Source organism: Microbulbifer sp. (genome assembly GCF_036563125.1).
Taxonomy (GTDB): Bacteria; Pseudomonadota; Gammaproteobacteria; order Pseudomonadales; family Cellvibrionaceae; genus Microbulbifer.
Genome location: NZ_DATCMV010000115.1, coordinates 1 through 20,830, shown reverse-complemented (window position 1 = coordinate 20,830; position 20,830 = coordinate 1). Strand labels below are relative to the sequence as shown.

General features: G+C 58.5%; 18 protein-coding genes. 13 read left to right on the top strand and 5 right to left on the bottom strand.

Features of this window, described 5'->3' with window-relative positions:
* Window positions 1–96: 96 nt before the first annotated feature.
* Window positions 97–705, bottom strand: a complete 609-nt coding sequence (lexA, locus tag VIL80_RS09610) for a transcriptional repressor LexA (protein WP_332035891.1) — start codon at window positions 703–705, stop codon at window positions 97–99.
* Window positions 706–896: 191 nt separating this feature from the next.
* On the opposite strand from lexA, the gene VIL80_RS09605 reads away from it, so the two are divergent.
* Window positions 897–1,538, top strand: coding sequence for an LOG family protein (locus VIL80_RS09605; protein ID WP_332035890.1), 642 nt, complete (start codon window positions 897–899; stop codon window positions 1,536–1,538).
* Between the two features lie 65 nt (window positions 1,539–1,603).
* Here the strand turns inward: VIL80_RS09605 and VIL80_RS09600 are convergent, their stop codons facing one another.
* On the bottom strand, window positions 1,604–1,936 hold the full coding sequence (locus tag VIL80_RS09600; RefSeq protein WP_332035889.1) for a DUF6763 family protein: 333 nt from the start codon (window positions 1,934–1,936) through the stop codon (window positions 1,604–1,606).
* A gap of 271 nt (window positions 1,937–2,207) precedes the next feature.
* On the opposite strand from VIL80_RS09600, the gene VIL80_RS09595 reads away from it, so the two are divergent.
* The 4 genes from VIL80_RS09595 (at window position 2,208) to VIL80_RS09580 (ending at window position 5,673) form a co-directional block, all read left to right on the top strand.
* Window positions 2,208–2,846: a TetR/AcrR family transcriptional regulator gene (locus VIL80_RS09595; RefSeq protein ID WP_332035888.1), complete on the top strand. Its 639-nt coding sequence runs from the start codon at window positions 2,208–2,210 to the stop codon at window positions 2,844–2,846.
* 109 nt (window positions 2,847–2,955) lie between these two features.
* The gene (gene nagZ, locus VIL80_RS09590; RefSeq protein ID WP_332035887.1) at window positions 2,956–3,969 is read left to right on the top strand and encodes a beta-N-acetylhexosaminidase; all 1,014 of its coding nucleotides are present in this window, start codon (window positions 2,956–2,958) and stop codon (window positions 3,967–3,969) included.
* A 76-nt stretch (window positions 3,970–4,045) separates the two neighbouring features.
* Entirely contained in the window at window positions 4,046–5,179 is a 1,134-nt protein-coding gene (locus VIL80_RS09585; protein WP_332035886.1) for a mechanosensitive ion channel family protein, read from the top strand.
* Between the two features lie 278 nt (window positions 5,180–5,457).
* Window positions 5,458–5,673, top strand: coding sequence for a cold-shock protein (locus VIL80_RS09580; RefSeq protein WP_138234656.1), 216 nt, complete (start codon window positions 5,458–5,460; stop codon window positions 5,671–5,673).
* 161 nt (window positions 5,674–5,834) lie between these two features.
* Here the strand turns inward: VIL80_RS09580 and VIL80_RS09575 are convergent, their stop codons facing one another.
* The 3 genes from VIL80_RS09575 to mfd all read right to left on the bottom strand — a co-directional run bounded on the left by VIL80_RS09575 (window position 5,835) and on the right by mfd (window position 11,687).
* On the bottom strand, window positions 5,835–7,070 hold the full coding sequence (locus VIL80_RS09575) for a DUF819 family protein (protein ID WP_332035885.1): 1,236 nt from the start codon (window positions 7,068–7,070) through the stop codon (window positions 5,835–5,837).
* Between the two features lie 123 nt (window positions 7,071–7,193).
* A complete protein-coding gene (locus VIL80_RS09570) occupies window positions 7,194–8,084 on the bottom strand; it encodes a CsiV family protein (RefSeq protein WP_332035884.1) in 891 nt (296 codons plus the stop codon).
* A 126-nt stretch (window positions 8,085–8,210) separates the two neighbouring features.
* Window positions 8,211–11,687: a transcription-repair coupling factor gene (gene mfd, locus VIL80_RS09565; protein WP_332035883.1), complete on the bottom strand. Its 3,477-nt coding sequence runs from the start codon at window positions 11,685–11,687 to the stop codon at window positions 8,211–8,213.
* 337 nt (window positions 11,688–12,024) lie between these two features.
* Here mfd and VIL80_RS09560 point away from each other — a divergent pair, with 337 nt between their 5' ends.
* From VIL80_RS09560 to VIL80_RS09525, 8 genes are all read left to right on the top strand, one after another.
* Window positions 12,025–13,488, top strand: a complete 1,464-nt coding sequence (locus tag VIL80_RS09560; protein WP_332035911.1) for a glyceraldehyde-3-phosphate dehydrogenase — start codon at window positions 12,025–12,027, stop codon at window positions 13,486–13,488.
* A gap of 513 nt (window positions 13,489–14,001) precedes the next feature.
* Complete coding sequence (locus VIL80_RS09555; RefSeq protein WP_332035882.1) at window positions 14,002–15,342, top strand: Na(+)-translocating NADH-quinone reductase subunit A; 1,341 nt, start codon at window positions 14,002–14,004, stop codon at window positions 15,340–15,342.
* Window positions 15,343–15,344: 2 nt separating this feature from the next.
* The gene (locus VIL80_RS09550) at window positions 15,345–16,556 is read left to right on the top strand and encodes an NADH:ubiquinone reductase (Na(+)-transporting) subunit B (RefSeq protein ID WP_332035881.1); all 1,212 of its coding nucleotides are present in this window, start codon (window positions 15,345–15,347) and stop codon (window positions 16,554–16,556) included.
* Window positions 16,549–17,331: a Na(+)-translocating NADH-quinone reductase subunit C gene (locus tag VIL80_RS09545; protein ID WP_332035880.1), complete on the top strand. Its 783-nt coding sequence runs from the start codon at window positions 16,549–16,551 to the stop codon at window positions 17,329–17,331. Before VIL80_RS09550 ends, VIL80_RS09545 begins: the two co-directional genes overlap by 8 nt.
* 2 nt (window positions 17,332–17,333) lie before the next feature.
* Window positions 17,334–18,008, top strand: a complete 675-nt coding sequence (locus VIL80_RS09540) for an NADH:ubiquinone reductase (Na(+)-transporting) subunit D (RefSeq protein WP_332035879.1) — start codon at window positions 17,334–17,336, stop codon at window positions 18,006–18,008.
* A gap of 3 nt (window positions 18,009–18,011) precedes the next feature.
* Window positions 18,012–18,620 carry an NADH:ubiquinone reductase (Na(+)-transporting) subunit E gene (gene nqrE / locus VIL80_RS09535; protein WP_318953956.1) on the top strand — a complete coding sequence of 203 codons (609 nt, stop codon included), beginning with the start codon at window positions 18,012–18,014 and terminating at the stop codon, window positions 18,618–18,620.
* 18 nt (window positions 18,621–18,638) lie between these two features.
* Window positions 18,639–19,865, top strand: a complete 1,227-nt coding sequence (gene nqrF / locus VIL80_RS09530) for an NADH:ubiquinone reductase (Na(+)-transporting) subunit F (RefSeq protein ID WP_332035878.1) — start codon at window positions 18,639–18,641, stop codon at window positions 19,863–19,865.
* Between the two features lie 176 nt (window positions 19,866–20,041).
* Window positions 20,042–20,830: FAD:protein FMN transferase (locus tag VIL80_RS09525; RefSeq protein WP_332035877.1), on the top strand; the 789-nt coding region annotated here is incomplete at its 3' end.

Genomic DNA, 20,830 nt, shown 5'->3' with positions numbered 1-20,830 from the left:
CGCTCGGCACCTACACCGAAAGCAAATAAAAACGGGGCTCATTGAGCCCCGTTTTTATTTGCTGGCGTCACAGCCGAGCGCTGCTCGCTATACCCATCAATAGGGATTCTGGCGAATCACGCCTACTGCCAGGCCCTCGATCGCGAAATTCTTGTCACGCATATCCACTTCGATGATGTCAAAATCCTCATTTTCAGGCAGTAGCTGGACCATGGCCTGATTGCCGCGACGCTTGAAGCGCTTGACGGTAACCTCATCTTCAATTCGGGCCACTACAATCTGGCCATTGCGAATATTGTCGGTGCGTTGTACCGCGAGTAGGTCGCCGTCGAAAATACCCGCGTTCTTCATGCTCATACCGTGCACTCGCAGCAGGTAGTCGGCCGGCGGATGAAAAAATTCCGCGGGAATTTCGCAATATTCCTCGATATTTTCTTCCGCCAGAATCGGGTTGCCCGCAGCGACGCGGCCGACAATGGGTAGGCCACTCTGGTGACCAGGAATGCGAATGCCGCGGGAAGCGCCGGCAACCATTTCAATTGCGCCCTTGCGCGCCAGTGCTTTCAAATGCTCTTCCGCCGCATTTGGCGAGCGGAAACCCAGCTCCTGGGCAATTTCGGCTCTGGTGGGCGGATAGCCTGTTTCATCCAGATAAGATTTGATCAGTTCCAGTACCTGGGCCTGACGAGCGGTAAGGTTTGTCATGAGCGCTTCCTTTTGTCTGTATTTTTATACAGTTGCTGGGATTATATACAGATTTTCCCCCCGCGCAATCCACGGGGTTGTCGCGTCCTTACTGCTAGACTTGAGGTGACCGGCGAAATCTAAAACCCGAAGGAAACCAGGGCTGCCGGGCTCGCTGTAACAATAAGAAGCAAGTGAAAGGAAGCAGGCATATGCTGGATGCAAAGATGCCGGAAGCGTGGCGTGTGCTGCGTATTCAGTCGGAACTGGTTGATGGCATAGAGCGGCTGATTACCCTTAAAGGTGCCGTTACGGTGTTCGGCAGCGCCAGGTTCAGGGAGGACGCGGTCGAGTATCAGCAAGGAATGCGTCTCGGCGAGCTGCTGGCCACCGAGGGGATCCCCGTGATTACCGGCGGCGGTCCGGGCATTATGGAAGCGTGCAATCGCGGCGCTTTCACCCACGCCGGCGCATCCATCGGCCTGAATATAGAACTGCCATTCGAGCAGACGCCCAATCCGTATCTGGATATCCGGCTGAATTTCCGTTATTTCTTCGTGCGTAAATTCATGTTCATGAAGCACGCGGTGGGCTTTATCGCCATGCCTGGAGGCTTCGGTACCATGGACGAACTGTTTGAAGCCCTGACCCTCGTGCAGACGCAAAAAGTGCGCCGCTTCCCCATTGTGCTCGTGGGCAAGCGCTACTGGTCTGGTCTGATGGACTGGCTGGTAAATACCGTACTTGAGCGCGAGTGTATCGACGCCGGGGACCTGGATTTATTCAAACTGGTAGATACCGTGGACGAAGCGGCGGAGATCATCATTGATTACATTCGCCGTCGCGAGGACTAAACAATCACGCTCAGGGCTTTTGGCTATTGCACAGTTTCCCTTGTGCGAGCTTAAGTGGAGTCCGCTTACTTGCCTTCGTCAGTGCCGGGAAACGCTTCGCCTTCAAGGCGGTCTATCGCGCTTTGCGCAGGCGAAAAAATCGGGCTGGTAAACCCCGCATCTTCATCATCCTGCATTTCTTTTGCCCAGGTGCCATAGCCGGCATTGGCGTCTTCCGGCGCTGCGGCGCCGATAATCGGTAACTGCGGCCAGCTGTGAAAATCTATTTCGTCCAGCGTACCGTCGAGATACTGGATTTCGATGGTACGTGATGGCTGATCAACGGCGACCACTTCAAACAGATCTCCGCTCTCAAAGTTTTCGAACCAACTGCCGATTTCCGGTGCGATTCTCGCCATGGTATGCCTCCTGTTGTTTATCAATGCTAGGAGCCAATCACTGGCCTGTATTTCCAATCTAGCGTGCGTGGCGAGAGGCTGGTAACCGTGGAGTCCGATATTCGTTAAATAGTGGGCAGCGTGTGACCTGGGTGGCGGTTTGGGGATGACAGGGCCACCAGCGTGGCCTGTTATCCGGGAAATGTTTGATTGGCCGGGAAATGTTCGATTGGGTGACGATGTGCTAGTCTCAGCTCTTAAACAAACGTTTTAATTGATGGTTTGAATTGGGATGAGTCAGCTGGATACCGTCAACCGGATTCTCGATGCAGCCGAGGTATTGTTTGCCGAACGCGGCTTCACCGAGACCTCCTTGCGCACAATTACCAGCACCGCCGGGGTCAATCTCGCGGCGGTGAACTATCACTTTGGTTCAAAAAAAGAGCTGATACAGGCAGTATTTGAGCGCTTTCTTACGCCTTTTACGGAAAGTCTGGATCGGGAACTGAACCGCCGTGAGTCGCAGGCGCAACTGCAGGTAGAAGATCTGCTGCAGAGCCTCTATCGGGTCGCGCTGGCAGGGCTCGCTCGGGAGGGGCGCGACCCCAAACGCTTCATGCGCCTGCTGGGGCTTGCCTACACCCAGTCACAGGGCCATCTGCGGCGCTTTATCGTATCGCGCTACGGTGCCAGCTACCGACGCTTTGCCGGGCAGTTATCCGGTGTGCTGCCACAGGTGGACCCTGTCACTTTCTATTGGCGTCTGTACTTTATGCTGGGTGCCACCATATTTTCCCTTTCCAGCTTCGATGCGATCGAAGCTATCCTGAGGGAAGATTTTGGTGCCGTGAGCAGTCTCGATGAGACCCTGGCACGACTCGCGCCAGCGGCAGTGGCGATGTTGACCGCGCCGGACGTGGGTGCGGCCTGATTGCACTAGCCTGTCCACACGGTGTGCTGCGGTTCCGCGAATTGTGACTGTGTGAAATGGTGAAATAGCCGCGGAAAGATTCCAGGTTGGTTAAAGGAGCTGACATACCATGTCTGTACAGATTGGTCCGGTGATGATTGATGTGGACGGCACGGAACTCAATGACGAGGACCGCGAGCTGTTGCGCCACCCCATGGTAGGGGGGCTGATTTTCTTTGCGCGCAATTTTCGCAGCCGCGAACAGCTCGAGGCGCTGGTGGCTGATATCCGCAGCGTGCGTTCCGAAATCCTGCTGGCTGTCGACCAGGAAGGCGGCCGCGTACAGCGTTTTCGCGACACCTTCACCCGTATTCCATCCATGCAGGCTCTGAGCGCGCGCGCCAATACCCAGCAGCTTCGCGATGTGGGGTGGCTGCTGGCGGCGGAGTTGCTGGCGGTGGACGTCGATTTCAGTTTTGCACCGGTACTGGACGCAGACGACGACTTCTGCAAGATCGTGGGCGATCGCAGTTTTGCCCGCGATCCTTTGGTACTCGCCGAAAAGGCGCGGCCATTTATTGCCGGTATGCACGAGGCCGGTATGGCCACCACCGGCAAGCATTTTCCGGGGCACGGTCAGGTGCTGGAAGACAGCCATGAAGAACTGCCGGTTGACCAGCGGACACTGGAACAGGTGCTGGCTTCAGATTGTGTCCCGTTTGCCGAGTGCATAGCCGCCGGTGAGCTGCAGGCGGTGATGCCGGCCCATATCCGCTTTGCCCAGGTGGATGAAAACCCGGTGGGTTTTTCGCGTTTCTGGCTACAGGAAATACTGCGTAAACGCCTCGGTTTTGACGGGGTGATTTTCAGCGATGACCTGACCATGGAGGGGGCGGGCGCCGCCGGAGGCTATGCGGAACGGATTCGCGCGGCGATGCAGGCGGGTTGCGATATGGGTGTGGTCTGCAACAACCGGCAGGGCGCACTGGAAGTACTCAAGGCGCTGGAGGGCTTTACCCCGGATCCGGAGTCCAGTCGACGGCTGGCGCGCATGCGCGGTCAGGCGAAAATAACCAGCTGGAGTGAGCTCGAGCAGTCACCCCGCTGGCAGGCAACCCGCGAATGGCTGGCATCCTGGGTTTAAATCCGCACAATACCCCCTGTCAAAAATCGAGCGCATCCGCGCAAATTTATTTTCTTGTCGTTATATGGAGTGATTTGTGGAGTCGGCCAAAGCCTTTTTGCGCTCCCTGCTGGGGGATGACCGTTTCTGGATTGCGGAAGTTTTTCTGATTGTACTGACCACGGCGATGGCATCGTGGCTGCTGGGGTTGTTGGTGAGACGCCTGGAGCAGAGGGCAGAGCGCACCGTCAACCCGTGGGATGATGCCCTGTGCGGCAGTCTCAATCCGCCGGCATCGCTGCTGGTGTGGCTGGTGGGCCTGTCGCTGGCAGCGGCGCGCGCCGGCAATGCTACCGGAGCGGAAATCTTCTCGTTCGCCAACAACATCCGCGAAATCGGCTTCATTGTCCTGATCACCTGGTTTGCGCTGCGCTTTGCCAAGGCGGTGGAGGGCAATCTGGCGGACCCGCGCTTTATGGGCAAGCCCATGGACGCGACCACTGTGCGCGCCATTGGTAAGCTCATCCGCGCCTCGATTATGGTCACCGCCACCATGGTGATCATGCAGCACTTTGGCTATAGCATCAGCGGTGTGCTGGCATTTGGCGGTATCGGCGGTCTCGCGATCGGTTTTGCCGCCAAGGATCTGCTGGCCAATTTTTTCGGCGGCCTGATGATCTATCTCGACCGGCCTTTCAAGGTGGGTGACTGGGTGCGTTCGCCGGACAAGGAAATTGAAGGCACGGTAGAGGATATCGGATGGCGGCTCACCCGCATTCGTACATTTGATAAGCGCCCACTGTATATCCCGAACGGCGTGTTTACCCAGATTTCCGTAGAAAACCCGTCGCGTATGCTGAACCGGCGTATATACGAAACCGTCGGTATCCGCTACGACGATGCCCACCTGATGGCGCCTATCGTCAAGGCGGTCAAAGAAATGCTGCAACAGCACCCGGAAATCGACACCAATCAGACGCTGATTGTGAACTTCAACTCGTTTGCGCCATCGTCGCTGGATTTCTTTGTCTACACATTCACCAAAACCACGGACTGGGTGCGCTACCACGAAATCAAACAGGATGTGCTGTTAAAGATCCTGAACATTGTCCAGGAGCAGGGTGCCTCCTGTGCATTCCCAACATCCACGCTGCATATCGCCGAACTCCCGGAGTTGGCGGTGGCCGGAGACCGACGTATTCCTATTGATACGGGAATGACAGCTAAGTGATGTATTCGCAACCTGCATGAATTGTCAAAAATTGCGATAAGTTTCCGCTGTTTTTGGTGAATTGTTGCGCAAAGCTCGTGGGAATTAATATTAAATTCACGGGGAAACCTAGACACTGGCGCGGTTTTATCTAAGAATCGGTATGGACTTGCCCGGGTGACCGGGCAGGCGCTTCGAGACAGTGGTCCATGTCGGACTCCGGCAGGGATACGGGAATTGGGGTAGGCGCATTGCCCACAACCGGGGCGGGCGCAATAACAATAAATGAGGTTGGCTTAATGAGTGATCGCGTTACGGGTACCGTGAAGTGGTTTAACAATGCCCGGGGTTATGGATTTATCACCTGCGCCGAAGGTTCCGAGGATATTTTTGTGCACTACCGCAGTATTCGCGGTGAGGGCTACAAGACCCTCAACGAGGGGCAAGCCGTCGAGTTTGAAATGCAGCAGGGCGATAAAGGTCTGCTGGCGGAAGATGTTGTTCCCTGCGAATAACCCATTCCCGCAAGAAGCTTTTTGCTGAAATAGCGCAATCGGACGCGTTTTATACGTAGGTCCGATTGTTTGCCTATTGCATTGGTTTCCTGAATTAAAAAGGCCATTCCAGGTTGCTGGAATGGCCTTTTTATTGTCTGCCAGTTATGGGATTGGGCGCGTTACAGCGCGCCCACCATACGCAGCAGCTGCCCACAGAACCAGGCGGCGTAGGTGCCAAGCGCGTAACCCATTACCGCCAGCAGTACGCCCACCGGTGCCAGAGACGGGTGGAACGCGGCGGCCACCACCGGTGCGGAAGCGGCACCGCCGACATTAGCCTGGCTGCCCACGGCCATGAAAAAGGTGGGTGCCTTGATAAGCCAGGCCACAAACAACATCAGTCCCGCGTGGATTGCCATCCAGATAATACCGAGCACAAACAGCTCAGGACTTTCCTTCAGTGCGGTGATATCCATGTGGGTACCGATGGTCGCGACCAGGAAATAGATAAACACGGATCCCACTTTGGATGCACCCGCACCTTCCAGTTTTTTCGCAGGCGTAAAGGCCATGAAAATACCGAGGGTGGTGGCGATCACAATCAACCAGAAGAACTGACTGGTGAAGCTGAAGCGCGCCAGCTGTGGGGCGTGTGTCTGGAACCAGGGCGCCAATACGTCCGCGAAGCCATGGGCAATGGCGGTTATGCCAAAGCCCACCGCTGCAATCAGCATCAGGTCTTGCAGGGTGGGGTTGCGCGCGTGTTTGCGCTGCATGGTTTCCACCCGATCTTTCAGTGTGTCGATGGCGGAAGTGTCGGCGCCGCGTTTGGCGTCCAGCTGTTTGGCGTTGCCGGCCATGATCAGCAGAACGGCCATCCACAGGTTGGCGATGATCACGTCCACGGCGACCATGGCGGAAAACACCTGTCCGCCCACCTCAAAAATTTCTTTCATCGCCGCCTGGTTAGCGCCGCCGCCGATCCAGCTGCCGGCTACGGTAGTCATACCCCGCCAGATGGCATCCGGACCGTTGCCGTTCAGGATCTCGGGGTCGAACGCGGACATGATCAGCAGTGCCAGCGGGCCGCCAATAACAATACCCAGGGTGCCGGTCAGGAACAGGATCAGCGCCTTTGGTCCCAGGTTCACAATACCTTTCATGTCGATGCTCAGGGTCAGTAGCACGAGGCTGGCCGGGAGCAGATAGCGTGACGCAACGAAGTAGAGGTTCGAGTTGTGTGCGTCGATGATATGGAATGTGGTGAGCAGGCTCGGCAGGAAGTAGCAGAGCAACAGTGCCGGCACAAAGCGGTAGAAGCGCTTCCAGAAGCGCTGTTCGCTGCTGGCGGTGTAAAACACGAAGCCCAGGATGGCCGCGAGCATGCCCAGAATGATGGCGTCATTGGTAATCATGAAATGATCTGGCCTAGTTGTTATTGAATGATTGTCATGGATGGCGGTGAGGGTACAGGGATTTTCCCGCTAAGAAAAACGGCCCGCAAAGGGGCCGTCTGCAGATGAATGGCCGGTGTGCGCTCAGGGATTGAATTCCATCGGCTCATCCTGCGACTCGGGTTCGTCCTGTGGTGTCACTGCGCGCACTTCTACCAGTACACCCAGTTTGGGGTGGTCGATATAGTGCAGCTCACCGCTGCGCAGGCGTCGCTCTTCCTGTAGCACCGCCACCCGGGCCGCCAGCTTTTCCATCGGTTCAGCGGCAGTCGCAGAGATGGGGCGGTCGGAGAAGCTGCTGCCGTTGTTAAACACAGCAGCTTCTGAGCGGGTATTGCCTCCGCCGAGCTCCAGCGGTTCCTCGCTGGCCGCAGCTGCCATCACCGCGGCGCGCGGGCGGGTGGGTACCGCAATGCCCTGCGGCGCACTCGGTTCGTCCGCGCCCTGGCTCATCGGGAAGGAGGGGGTTGCGGTCTGCGGCAGCCACTCGCTGAACCACAGATCGGTGCTCAGGTGAAGATAGCGGGAGACGCTCAGGGTCACGCTGCCTTCCAGCTGGTGGTGGTTGCCATCCTGTGGGCCGCCACTGATCAGTATTGCGGGGGCATTGCGCTCATTTTGCAAAACCTGGCGCCAGGTTTTGTGGAACAGCACCTTGTATCCGGGGTCGCGCTGCAGTGCGGCAACCTTGTTGTTCAGCTGATTCGGGGCCGGTTGCAGGGCGGGAAGCATAGGGTCGCCGCGGGAGGGGGTGTTGAAGTCCACCCAGCGCTTGCTGTAGTCGAGGCGCGGGGCCGCCGGCCAGGTTTCCCGGGATTGATTCATGCCGTTTTCGCGGGCAAACACCACCATCTCGATCTCGAACTGGGTACCGGCGTAGCCGGCTGCCTCAGCACCCGCGGCGCAGAGTGCCAGCAGTGCGGCACTGGCCACCTGCTTCAGGCGTGCTGTGACCTGCTTATTGGTAAAGGTCATTTTCTTTCCACTGTGGTTAAGTCGTGGTTATTTCTGAGTTGTTGCGACTTTTGCGCTTTTTGTGAGCAGCGGCCATCTTAGCACTGATTGGGTGTTGAATGCGCCGCCGCCCCGTGTCCGTTTTCACTATTGCGACAGCTGTAGCAATACCTCGTTAACCTGCTGCAGCCGGTGCTCCGGCCCACTTTCGTCGAGCGCGAAGTTCAGGTGGTTCGCCCCCTGAAGCTGGAACTGACCCGGTCGGTTCTGCACCAGCTTCACCAGGGTCAGCGGGTTCACCTTGGCGTTTTCGGCGAATTCGATGCGACCGCGGCTGGCGGAGGCCTCCAGCTTGCGGATGCCCATTTTGGTCGCGCTGAGCTTGATCTCGGTGATGCGGAACAGGTGCTTGACCGGTTCCGGCAGCAGGCCAAAGCGGTCGATCATCTCTACCTGCAGCTCTTTCAGCGCGGCGGAGTCCTCGGCGCTGGCAATGCGCTTGTACATGATCAGGCGGCTGTGCACGTCCGGCAGGTAGTCCTCTGGAATCAGCGCCGGCACCCGCAGGTTCACGTCCACGGCGGGGGACTCCAGCGGCTCGTCGATATTCGGGACGCGTCCCTCGCGGATCGCTTTCACCGCGTGGTCCAGCATCTCCATGTACAGGGTGAAGCCCACACTGTGGATCTGGCCACTCTGTTCCTCGCCCAGCAGCTCGCCGGCACCGCGTATTTCCAGGTCGTGGGTCGCGAGGGTGAAGCCGGCCCCCAGGTCCTGGGCCTCGCTGATGGCTTCCAGGCGTTTTACCGCGTCGGCGGTCATGGCGCGCTTGTTCGGCGTCAGCAGGTAGGCGTAGGCCTGGTGATGGGAGCGGCCCACACGCCCACGCAGCTGGTGCAGCTGGGCGAGGCCGAACTTGTCGGCGCGCTCGATCAGAATGGTGTTGGCCGTGGGCACGTCGATACCGGTTTCGATGATGGTGGTGCACACCAGCACGTTGAAGCGCTTGTGGTAGAAGTCGCTCATCACCTGTTCCAGTTCGCGCTCGCGCATCTGGCCATGGCCGACGCCGACGCGCGCCTCCGGCACCAGTTCCTGCAGTTCGCGCGCAATGCGCTCGATGCTCTTCACCTCGTTGTGCAGGAAGTACACCTGGCCGCCGCGCAGGATCTCCCGCAGGATGGCTTCCTTGATCAGTGCTTCGTCGCGCTCACGCACAAAGGTCTTCACCGACAGGCGCCGCGCCGGCGGTGTGGCGATGATGGACAGATCGCGGATGCCCGCCATGGCCATATTCAGGGTGCGCGGAATCGGCGTCGCGGTGAGATTCAGGATGTCCACTTCCGAGCGCAGGCTCTTCAGTTTTTCCTTCTGGCGCACCCCAAAGCGGTGCTCCTCGTCGATGATCAGCAGGCCCAGATTTTTAAACTTGAGATCGCTCTGCAGCAGTTTGTGGGTGCCGACAAGGATATCTACCTTGCCATCGGCCACTCGCTCCTTGATTGCATCCACTTCCTTGCTGCTGCGGAAGCGCGATACCACCTCGATCGCGATAGGCCAGTCTGCAAAGCGGTCCTGCAGCGACTGGAAATGCTGCTGGGCGAGCAGGGTGGTGGGCACCAGCATGGCCACCTGTTTGCCACCGTGGGCGGCGACGAACGCCGCGCGCATGGCGACTTCGGTTTTGCCGAAGCCCACATCACCGCACACCAGGCGATCCATGGGTTTGTCCGACAACATGTCGGCCACTACTGCCTCGATGGCCTGCTGCTGGTCCGGGGTTTCTTCAAACGGGAAGCCGGCGGCGAATTCGCGGTAGGCGAGCCCGGGGTTGTCAAATGCATGGCCGACGCGCGCCTCGCGGCGGGCGTAAATGTCGAGCAGCTCGGCGGCGGCGTCGCGAACTTTTTCCGCGGCCTTGCGCTTGGCTTTTTGCCACGCGTCACTGCCCAGTTTGTGCAGCGGCGCCAGTTCTTCGTCGGCACCGGAATAGCGGCTGATCAGGTGCAGGCTCGCCACCGGCACATACAGCTTGGCGCCGTCGCCGTATTCGAGCGTCAGGAACTCCGCCTGCTGGCCGTCGATCTCCAGGCTCTGCAGTCCCTTGTAGCGGCCGACACCGTGATCGATATGTACCACCGGTGCGCCGATGCGCAGTTCCGCCAGGTTCTTGACCGCGTTGTCTGCATCTTCCTTGGCTTTCCTGCGCCGGCGCTGCTGTAGTACCCGGTCGCCAAACAGCTGTGGCTCGGCAATCAGGTTGAGCTCGGGATCATCCAGCAGTATTCCCTGATCTATGGGGGCAACGGTAATGCCGAGGCGCTCGTCGGTGTCGAGGAATGCCTGCCAGCTATCGAAGGTTTTTGGCTTGATGCGAATGCCACCCAGCAGTTCGAGCAGGGCCTCGCGGCGGCCACCGCTCTCCGCGCAGAACAGCACGCGCCCAGAGTACTCCATCAGGTAGGCTTCCAGCGCCGCCAGCGGCTGCTCAGACTTTCCGTTGACCGGCAGGCTCGGGGGAAGGCGGGTGGCGAAGTTGTAATTGCCCTCGGCATCCGGAAGTGTCTCCGCGGAGAAAAAGGCCCGCGGCAGCGCTTTCAGGGCGCCGTAAAATTCGTCGATATCCAGCAGCACCTGGCGCGGTGGCAGGATCGGTCGGGTGAGGTCGCCGCAGCGGCTCTGATAGCGGTTTTCCGCCTCGCGCCAGAAGGATTCCACCGGCTGTTTCAGATCGCCCTGTACAAATACCTGGCTGCCCTCCGGCAGGTAGTCGAACAGGCTTGCGCACTGGTCGAAAAACAGCGGCAGGTAGTACTCGATACCCGCTGGTGCGATGCCGGCGCTGATGTCCTGATAAATAGACACCGGGCCCGGGTCGCAATCAAAGCGCTCGTGCCAGCGTTCGAGAAACTTCGCCAGCGCCGGTTTGTGCATCGGGAATTCCCGCGCCGGCAGCAGGTGAATCTGCTCGACCCGGTCGACGGTGCGCTGGTCTTCCGGATCGAAGGTGCGCAGGGATTCGATTTCATCGTCAAACAGGTCGATGCGATAGGGCAGGCTGCTGCCCATGGGGAAAATATCCATCAGCGCGCCGCGCACCGCGAATTCGCCGTGTTCGTATACGGTATCCACGCAGTGGTAGCCCGCCTGCTCCAGCAGTCGGCGCTGGCTGTTGAGGTCGAACTTCTGTCCTTCGCTCAGGATCAGTGCATTACCGGCGATATAGTCTTTGGGTGCCAGCCGGTGCAGTAGGGTGCTGACGGGGGCGATGACCACACCGCTGCCCATCTGTGGCAGCCGGTAGAGGGTGGCCAGACGGTCGGAGATGATGTCCTGGTGTGGTGAAAAGGTGTCGTAGGGAAGAATTTCCCAGTCGGGGAACTGGAATATATCCAGGTCGTCACCGGTATCGCTATCTCGCCGCGCTTTGTTAAAAAATTTCAGCTGCACCTCGAGCTGGTGCGCTTCCTGACTATTGCGTGCAATCAGCAGGGTAGGGGTGTGGCTCGCTTTTGCGGCATTCAGAATGGCCAGCGCGGCGCTGGCGCCGTGCAACTGGCCCCAGAATTGTCGGTCATTGGGCGCGCGGAACGCGGGCGGGGACAAAGGGGGGAAGTGACTCATCTTTCCTTATAATTCCGTGCTTTCTGACCGCAGTCGGCCTTTGGGGCAGCTATTGTAACTGCGAACGGATGACGGTGCAGGCGCAGGCGCTCCGGCACGGGAAAACTGACGATCAGGTCGCGTGGCTGCGGGGCGTGGTGGTGCATTTTTCCAGCAGAAAAAATGTAGTTTAACTACAGTTTTTCGGCCATTTTTTGCTCGGTTGCACGCCCGTAAGTGAATCCACATAATGCGCCAGCCTGCGGCCCGGAGGTGAATTTTTGATCCATCCTTAATGTTCGGATCAGCGTCCGGAGCCGGCCCTGGCACGACCTAATTTTTCACTTTGCAGAGGTGTCTGATAGTGACTCAGAAGCGACCGAAGCCCGCGGACTTTTTCAAGGACTGGAAAGCGCGCGAAGCGCTGGCGGAATCCATGATTCCGATGATTGGCAAGCTCAACCGGGAAAGCAACGTCGGCATTTATATGTACGGCCAGAACCTGGTGAACAGCTCCGTGCTCAGCATCATGAAAGCCCACCGCTTCGTGCGTCAGGTGGAAGAGAACGAGCTGTCCGAGTTTGAAACCTTTCCGGTTCTAGAGGCCATCTGCAAGCTGGAGCTGGGCCCGGTCCATATCGACCTGGGTACCCTGACCAACAAATACATGCGCGACCAGCGCGGCCTCTCCATTGAAGAGTTCGTGCGCGACGAGCTGGCGGATGCCTCCGGTGCCGGCACGCCGCTGCCGCAGCCGCAAGATGTGGTGATTTACGGTTTTGGCCGTATCGGCCGCCTGGTAGCCCGCCTGCTGATCGAGAAGGCCGGCAGTGGTGATGTGCTGCGTCTGCGCGCCATCGTGCTGCGCAAGGGCAGTGCCGCCAATGACCTGGTCAAGCGCGCTTCCCTGCTGCGTCGCGACAGTGTGCACGGCGCCTTCAATGGCACCATCCGTGTGGACGAAGAGACCAACACCCTGATCTGCAACGGCAATGAAGTGAAGGTCATCTACGCCAACTCCCCGCAGGAAGTGGACTACACCCAGTACGGCATCAACAACGCGCTGATCGTCGACAGTACTGGTGTATGGCGTGACGAAGCCGGTCTGGCCCAGCACCTGGAAAGCAAGGGTGCCGCCAAGGTGCTGTTGACCGCTCCGGGCAAGGGCGACCTGAAAAACATCGTTTACGGTATCAATAACTGCGATATCAAGCCGGAAGACAAGATCCTGTCCGCGGCCTCCTGTACCACCAACGCCATCGTGCCGGTACTGAAGGCGATGATGGACAAGTACGGTGTTGAGCACGGCCACGTTGAAACCGTGCACGCCTACACCAACGACCAGAACCTGATCGACAACTACCACAAGGGTGAGCGTCGCGGCCGATCCGCTGCCCTCAACATGGTGTTGACCGAGACCGGTGCTGCCAAGGCGGTTGCCAAGGCGCTGCCTGAGCTCAAGGGCAAGCTGACCGGTAACGCAATCCGCGTGCCGACCCCGAACGTCTCCATGGCGATCCTGAACCTGCGACTGGGCCAGGAAACCACCAAGGATGAGCTGAACGAGTACATTCGCGAAGTGGCTCTGCACTCGCCGCTGCGTCAGCAGATCGACTTTACCAATTCTCCGGAAGTGGTCTCCAGCGACTTCGTGGGCTCCCGTCGCGCCTGTGTGTTCGACTCCATCGCCACCATCGTCGATGGCAACAACGCCGTGCTGTACTGCTGGTACGACAACGAGTTCGGCTACAGCTGCCAGGTAGTGCGCTGTCTGGAAGATATGGCCGGCGTGCGTTACGAGCTGTTCCCGAAGAGGGACTAAGCTGTCGCCGGTGGCGCGGGAGGATTCCTGTGTCACCGGTGGGCGCCCGCTTTGGATGGGGGTAATCCCGGTCTGAGGCGGGTCGACCATTGGTCAGGCAGATCAATAGCGCGCCACGCCGTATTCCCTCCGGGCGGGTAGCGCCTTCCCCTAAAGTCTTTGTTTTTTCAGCAAAACTTTCCTCATCCTGAGCCCAATTGGCTCCATCTGCTCTGGTAAACCCCCCGCCCCATCCTTATAATGCGCGCGATTTTGCGGGGCTGTCGTGTGCCGGGAAAATCGAACGCAAAGACTGCGGGTTGCCTGTGCAACACCGGGGTCATTTGCGCCCCCGGGGCAGAATGCATCTTCTTATATAACAGTGGTGCCATGTCGTAGCGGCTACTATTTAGTCACTACCCTCCGGAGAGCCGCGACCATAAGCCCCCGCTATGGGTTCTTCTATTCCGTTTTTAGCGTTTTACAAACCTAGAAATTTTTAAACCTACCAACTAAGAACTTAGGCATAGGCGTATGAGAAAGATCCGTCGGGGATTGGATTTACCCATATCCGGCGCGCCCGAGCAGGTCATCTATGATGGCCCTGCGGCCAAGACTGTTGCGGTGATCGGTCCCGATTACAACGGGATGAAACCGACCATGGCAGTCGCGGAAGGGGATAGCGTCAAACTCGGACAATTGCTGTTCACCGATAAGAAAACCGAAGGTGTTCGCTACACCGCACCGGCCGCCGGTCGCGTGGTCGCCATCAATCGCGGTGTTCGCCGGATTCTGCAATCCGTGGTCATCGAGGTGGAAGGCGATGAGGCTGAGCAGTTTGCCAGCTATAGCGCTGACCAGCTGGCAGGCCTGACCGCTGAGCAGGTTCGTGTGAACCTGGTTGAGTCCGGTCTGTGGACTGCACTGCGCACCCGTCCATACAGCAAGGTGCCGGCACTCAACGCCCAGCCCTCTGCGATTTTCATCAACGCCATGGATACCAATCCGCTGGCTGCCGACCCGGTAGTGGTTATCGCCGAGCAGCGCGACGCCTTCGCCCAGGGTGTGGAAATCCTCTCCAAGCTGGCGGACAAGACCTTCGTTTGTACCGCGCCTGACGCCGACATCCCGGTGCCGAGCTCAGCTTCCGTGCAGCGCGAAGCCTTCGCTGGCCCGCACCCGGCCGGTCTCTCCGGTACCCATATCCACTTCCTGCACCCGGTCAAGCCCGGTCGTCAGGTATGGACCATCGGTTACCAGGACGTGATTGCCGTAGGCAAACTGTTCGAAACCGGCAAGCTGTACACCGACCGTGTGGTCGCTGTTGCTGGCCCGCAGGTCACCAAGCCGCGTCTGCTGCGCACCCGTCTGGGCGCCGATCTGACAGCGCTGACCGCTGGCGAAACCAAGGGCGACGACAACCGCGTGATCTCCGGCTCCGTTTTCGGTGGCCGTACCGCGTCCGGCCCGCTGGCATACCTCGGCCGCTACCACAACCAGGTGTCTGTACTGCAGGAAGGCCGCGAGCGTCCGATGCTGCATTACTTCACCCCGGGTGCGAACCGCTTCTCCGTGCTGCCGATTTACATCAGCCGCCTGATGAAGAGCAAGCTGTTCAACTTCACCACCAGCACCAATGGTTCCGAGCGCGCACTGATGCCGATCGGCACTTATGAGCGCGTGGTGCCCCTGGACATCATGCCGACCCAGCTGCTGCGTGCACTGATCGTTGGTGATACCCAGGTGGCTCAGCAATTGGGCGTGCTGGAGCTGGACGAAGAAGATCTGGCACTGTGCACCTTCGTGTGCCCGGGCAAGTACGACTTCGGCCCCATTTTGCGGGATAACCTGACCCGTATTGAGAAGGAGGGTTAAGGATGTTGCGCAAACTACTCGACTCCATGGAGCCGCACTTCCACAAGGGTGGCAAATACGAAAAATGGTATGCCCTGTATGAGGCGATCGACACCGGTCTGTTCCAGCCGGCGGATCGCACCAAGACCACGGCACACGTGCGCGACGGTATCGACCTGAAGCGCATCATGATCACCGTGTGGGCCTGTGCCATGATCCCGATGTTCTACGGTATGTGGAACGTGGGCTTCCAGGCCAACACCATCATGGCCGACATGGGCATGACCGAAGCCGCTGGCTGGCGCCACGCCATTATCGGCGCGCTGACCGGCTACGACGCCAACAGCCTGTGGGACAACCTGGTCCACGGTGCCATGTACTTCCTGCCCATCTATGCGGTGACCTTCATCGTCGGCGGTATCTGGGAAGTGCTGTTCGCGGCGGTGCGCGGCCACGAAGTGAACGAAGGTTTCTTCGTTACTTCCATTCTGTTCGCACTGACCTGTCCGCCAGACCTGCCTCTGTGGATGGTGGCGATGGGCATCAGCTTCGGTGTGGTAATCGGCAAGGAAGTGTTCGGTGGTACCGGCAAAAACTTCCTGAACCCGGCACTCACCGGCCGTGCTTTCCTGTTCTTCGCATACCCGGCAGCGATGTCCGGTGACGCGGTCTGGACCGCCGTTGACGGCTACACCGGCGCTACCGCGCTGTCTGTACTGGCGAGCGAAGGCATCCAGAACGGCGTTGTGAATGTTGCAGGTGGTCAGCTGACCTGGATGGACGCCTTCTTCGGCAAAATGCAGGGCTCTATCGGTGAGACCTCCACCCTGGCCATGCTGATTGCCGGTGTGATCCTGATCGGCATGAAGATCGCTAGCTGGCGTATCGTCGCCGGTACCCTGCTGGGCATGATGGCGACCGCCTTCCTGTTCAACATGATCGGTTCCGACACCAACTCCATGTTCAATGTGCCCTGGTACTGGCACCTGGTGGTGGGCGGCTTCGCCTTCGGCCTGATCTTCATGACCACCGACCCGGTATCCGCTGCCATGACCAACACTGGTCGCTGGTGGTACGGCATCCTGATCGGCGTGATGTGTGTATTGATCCGTGTGGTGAACCCGGCATTCCCGGAAGGCATGATGCTGGCGATCCTGTTCGCCAACCTGTTCGCGCCGCTGTTTGACCACTTCGTTGTGCAGTCCCATATCAAACGGAGGTTGGCACGTGGTTAATAAAGATTCCGTAAAAGGCACCCTGCTGGTTGCCGTGATTATGTGTCTCGTCTGCTCCGTGGTGGTTTCCACTGCAGCCGTGATGCTCAAGCCCAAGCAGGAAGCCAACGCTCTGCTGGACATGAAGAAAAACGTACTGCTGGCCGGTGGTCTGATCGATGCAGATCAGAGCAACGCCAAAGCCATTGAGCAGGCGTTTGAGGCGGTAACTATCAAGTACGTAGACCTGCGTACTGGCAAGTTCACCGACGAAGCCCCGGCAGGCGGCAGCGGTCGCGCTGCGGCCAAGATCCCGAGCGCCAGTGAAAAACTGTCGGCGGAAGAAGACACTGCAAAAATCATCCGCCGCGAGAACACCAAAGAGGTGTATCTGGTGGAGAAGGATGGTCAGCTGCAGCGTATCGTTCTGCCGGTTCGCGGCTACGGCCTGTGGGGCCAGCTGTACGGCTTCCTGGCACTCGAGAGTGACCTGACCACCGTAGCGGGCCTCGGCTTCTACGAGCACAAGGAAACTCCCGGACTGGGCGGTGAAGTTGACAACCCGCGCTGGAAATCCCAGTGGGCTGGCAAGGAAGTCTTTGACGCTGACGGCAGTGTCGATATTTCCGTGATCAAGGGCAGCGTTGACCCGAGCAGTGCCAAAGCCAAGCATCAGGTAGACGGTCTGTCCGGTGCGACCCTGACCAGTAAAGGGGTTAACAACCTGATCAATTTCTGGCTCGGCAGCCAGGGATACGGTCCCTTCCTGAAAAACCTTAAAGCAGGGGAGGCATGAGCATGAGCAAGAAGTTGAAAGACACTCTGCTGGAGCCGGTATTTAACAATAACCCCATCGCGCTGCAGATCCTCGGTATCTGCTCCGCGCTGGCGGTGACCAGCTCGCTGCAGGTGACGCTGGTAATGTGTATCGCGCTGACCTTGGTGACCGCGTTTTCGAACATGTCGGTCTCCCTGATCCGCAAGCAGATTCCCAACAGCATCCGGATCATCGTGCAGATGACCGTGATCGCGTCGCTGGTAATCGTGGTGGATCAGATTCTGAAAGCCTACGCCTTCGACATTTCCAAGAAGCTCTCGGTATTCGTTGGTCTGATCATCACCAACTGTATCGTTATGGGCCGCGCGGAAGCGTTCGCCATGAAGCACGGTCCCAAGGACAGCTTCCTGGATGGTATCGGTAACGGTCTGGGTTACAGCTTTATCCTGATCTGTCTGGCGGTTATCCGTGAACTGTTCGGTGCTGGCAAACTGTTTGGCTTCGAGATCCTGTCTACCGTCAACAACGGTGGCTGGTACCTGCCCAACGGCTTGCTTCTGCTGCCGCCGAGCGCCTTCTTCCTGATCGGTCTGATCATCTGGGCAATCCGTACCTGGAAGCCGGCACAGGTGGAAGAGCAAGAGTTCACCATTGCGCCCAACTCCAAGATGCCTGTGGCGCAACAGGAGGCCTGATAGATGGAACACATTATTTCTCTGATCATCCGCGCTGTTTTCGTTGAAAACATGGCGCTGGCCTTCTTCCTCGGGATGTGTACCTTCCTCGCGGTATCCAAGAAGGTAGAAGCGGCGGTTGGCCTCGGTGTAGCGGTGGTTGTGGTTCTGACCATCACCGTGCCCGTGAACAACCTGATTTACACCTACCTGCTGAAAGACGGCGCGCTGGCCTGGGCTGGCTATCCGGACGTGGACCTGAGCTTCCTCGGCCTGCTGTCTTACATCGGCGTAATCGCTGCCCTGGTGCAGATCCTGGAAATGTTCCTGGATAAGTACGTACCGGCGCTTTACAACGCCCTGGGTGTATTCCTGCCGCTGATCACCGTGAACTGCGCCATCATGGGTGCGTCTCTGTTCATGGTGGAGCGCGAGTACAATTTTGGTGAATCCGTTGCGTACGGCTTCGGTGCCGGCCTCGGCTGGGCGCTGGCCATCACAGCACTGGCGGGTATCCGCGAGCGCCTGAAGTACAGCGACGTGCCGAATGGTCTGAAAGGCCTGGGCATCACCTTCATCACCGTTGGTCTCATGTCGCTGGGCTTCATGTCCTTCGGCGGCATCGATATCTAAGCGGGGAGGTCGAATAACATGGAATTAACGGATATTTATTTTGGCGTAGGCATGTTCACCGTGATCGTGCTGGCGCTGGTAGCCATCATCCTGGTTGCCCGCTCGCGCCTGGTGAACACCGGTGACGTCAACATCGTAGTTAACGGCGAGAAGACTCTCACCGTTCCTGCGGGTGGCAAACTGCTGCAGACCCTGGCTGCGAACAACCTGTTCCTGGCATCTGCCTGTGGTGGCGGCGGTAGCTGCGCCCAGTGCGTGTGTAAGGTACTCGAAGGCGGCGGCGACATGCTGCCGACCGAGGCTGCGCACTTCACCCCGCGTGATGCCAAAGCTGGCAAGCGCCTGTCCTGTCAGGTTGCTGTTAAGCAGGACATGAAGATCGAAGTGCCGGAAGAAGTGTTTGGTGTGAAGCAGTGGGAGTGCACTGTGGAATCCAACCCGAACGTGGCCACCTTCATTAAAGAGCTGACCCTGCGTCTGCCGGAAGGTGAGAACGTGGACTTCCGTGCTGGCGGTTACGTGCAGCTGGAGGCTCCGCCCCACCACGTGAAATTCTCTGACTTCGATATCCAGCCGGAATATCGCGGTGACTGGGAACACTTCGGCTTCTTCAAGCTGGAGTCCAAGGTGACCGAGCCGGTAGTGCGCGCCTATTCCATGGCCAACTACCCGGAAGAGAAGGGCGTTGTTAAGTTCAACATCCGTATCGCCACTCCGCCGCCGCGCACCGAGGGTATCCCCCCGGGCCAGATGTCTTCCTACGTCTTCAACCTGAAGGCGGGCGACAAAATGCGCGTTTACGGTCCCTTCGGTGAGTTCTTCGCCAAGGATACCGACAACGAGATGGTCTTCATCGGTGGTGGTGCCGGTATGGCGCCGATGCGTTCTCACATCTTCGACCAGCTGAAGCGCCTGAACAGCAAGCGCAAAATCAGCTTCTGGTACGGTGCGCGTTCTCTGCGCGAGATGTTCTACGAGGACGACTACAACGGTCTGCAGTCAGAGTTCGACAACTTCCAGTGGCACATTGCACTGTCTGACCCGCAGCCGGAAGACAACTGGACCGGTTACACAGGTTTCATTCACAACGTAGTGTATGAGAACTACCTGAAGAACCATCCGGCGCCGGAAGACTGTGAGTTCTACATGTGCGGACCGCCCATGATGAACGCAGCGGTGATCAACATGCTGAAGAACCTCGGCGTAGAGGATGAAAACATCCTGCTCGACGACTTCGGTGGCTGATCCGCATGATTGGATTTGCTAACGCATCCACAAAAACAGGGCCGATGTATTCGGCCCTGTTTTTGTTTGTAGCATCCCGGTTTAACCGCGCTCTGCGCGCAATTTTTATCCTTTCGCTGGTAGTTCTGGCGTCCTGTACGTCTGGAAAAACCTCATGGAAGCTGTCGGGCCCAACCATGGGTACGGCTTACCACATCACTGTGGTGGATGTGCCATCGGCGCTGCGCAAGGCCGACTTGCAGTCCGCGATCGATGCGGAACTGGTGGCGGTAAACCAGGAGATGTCCACGTATATCCCCGACTCGGAGCTGATGCGTTTCAACGCGGCACCGGTGGGGGAGCTGGTGGAGATTTCCCCCCATCTCGCTGACGTCATTGCCCGCTCACTGCAAATTTACCAGCACAGCGGCGGTGCGTTTGACGTGACCGTCGGTCCGCTGGTAAATCTGTGGGGATTCGGTCCGCTGCCGGAGCCGGAAAAGATTCCTGCGGACGACGCCATCGCCGAGCTTCTGCAGGTAATCGGATCGGATGCGCTGTTACTCGATAGTAACCGGCTGAGTAAAACCCGCCCGGTGCAGATCGACCTTTCCGCCATTGCCAAGGGCCATGGCGTAGACCGCATTGCAGACCTGCTGGAAGGCAAGGGCATCACCAATTACCTGGTGGAGATCGGCGGCGAGCTGCGCACCGCGGGGGTCAATCCGCAAGGTGCGGTGTGGCGCGTCGGTATCGAAAGGCCGAGTGCCGGGCAGGTGGTACAGAAGCCGATTCAGGTTAGTGGCAAGGGCATTGCTACCTCCGGTGACTACCGTAATTATTATGAGCGGGACGGCAAGCGCTACGCGCACACCATGGATCCGCGCACCGGGCGACCGGTGGAACATCGGCTTGCATCGGTCACCGTGATTGCCGATACCTGTGCCGAGGCCGATGGCTACGCCACCGCGCTGAATGTGATGGGT

What these genes read in the sequence shown, in the direction of transcription:
- VIL80_RS09580 (WP_138234656.1), top strand. Translation starts at nt 5,458, where the DNA reads ATGAGTGATCGCGTTACGGGTACCGTGAAGTGGTTTAACAATGCCCGG.
- nqrF (WP_332035878.1), top strand. Translation starts at nt 18,639, where the DNA reads ATGGAATTAACGGATATTTATTTTGGCGTAGGCATGTTCACCGTGATC.
- VIL80_RS09540 (WP_332035879.1), top strand. Translation starts at nt 17,334, where the DNA reads ATGAGCAAGAAGTTGAAAGACACTCTGCTGGAGCCGGTATTTAACAAT.
- lexA (WP_332035891.1), bottom strand. Translation starts at nt 705, where the DNA reads ATGACAAACCTTACCGCTCGTCAGGCCCAGGTACTGGAACTGATCAAA.
- VIL80_RS09550 (WP_332035881.1), top strand. Translation starts at nt 15,345, where the DNA reads ATGTTGCGCAAACTACTCGACTCCATGGAGCCGCACTTCCACAAGGGT.
- VIL80_RS09575 (WP_332035885.1), bottom strand. Translation starts at nt 7,070, where the DNA reads ATGATTACCAATGACGCCATCATTCTGGGCATGCTCGCGGCCATCCTG.
- VIL80_RS09600 (WP_332035889.1), bottom strand. Translation starts at nt 1,936, where the DNA reads ATGGCGAGAATCGCACCGGAAATCGGCAGTTGGTTCGAAAACTTTGAG.
- VIL80_RS09555 (WP_332035882.1), top strand. Translation starts at nt 14,002, where the DNA reads ATGAGAAAGATCCGTCGGGGATTGGATTTACCCATATCCGGCGCGCCC.
- nagZ (WP_332035887.1), top strand. Translation starts at nt 2,956, where the DNA reads ATGTCTGTACAGATTGGTCCGGTGATGATTGATGTGGACGGCACGGAA.
- VIL80_RS09595 (WP_332035888.1), top strand. Translation starts at nt 2,208, where the DNA reads ATGAGTCAGCTGGATACCGTCAACCGGATTCTCGATGCAGCCGAGGTA.
- VIL80_RS09605 (WP_332035890.1), top strand. Translation starts at nt 897, where the DNA reads ATGCTGGATGCAAAGATGCCGGAAGCGTGGCGTGTGCTGCGTATTCAG.
- mfd (WP_332035883.1), bottom strand. Translation starts at nt 11,687, where the DNA reads ATGAGTCACTTCCCCCCTTTGTCCCCGCCCGCGTTCCGCGCGCCCAAT.
- VIL80_RS09570 (WP_332035884.1), bottom strand. Translation starts at nt 8,084, where the DNA reads ATGACCTTTACCAATAAGCAGGTCACAGCACGCCTGAAGCAGGTGGCC.
- nqrE (WP_318953956.1), top strand. Translation starts at nt 18,012, where the DNA reads ATGGAACACATTATTTCTCTGATCATCCGCGCTGTTTTCGTTGAAAAC.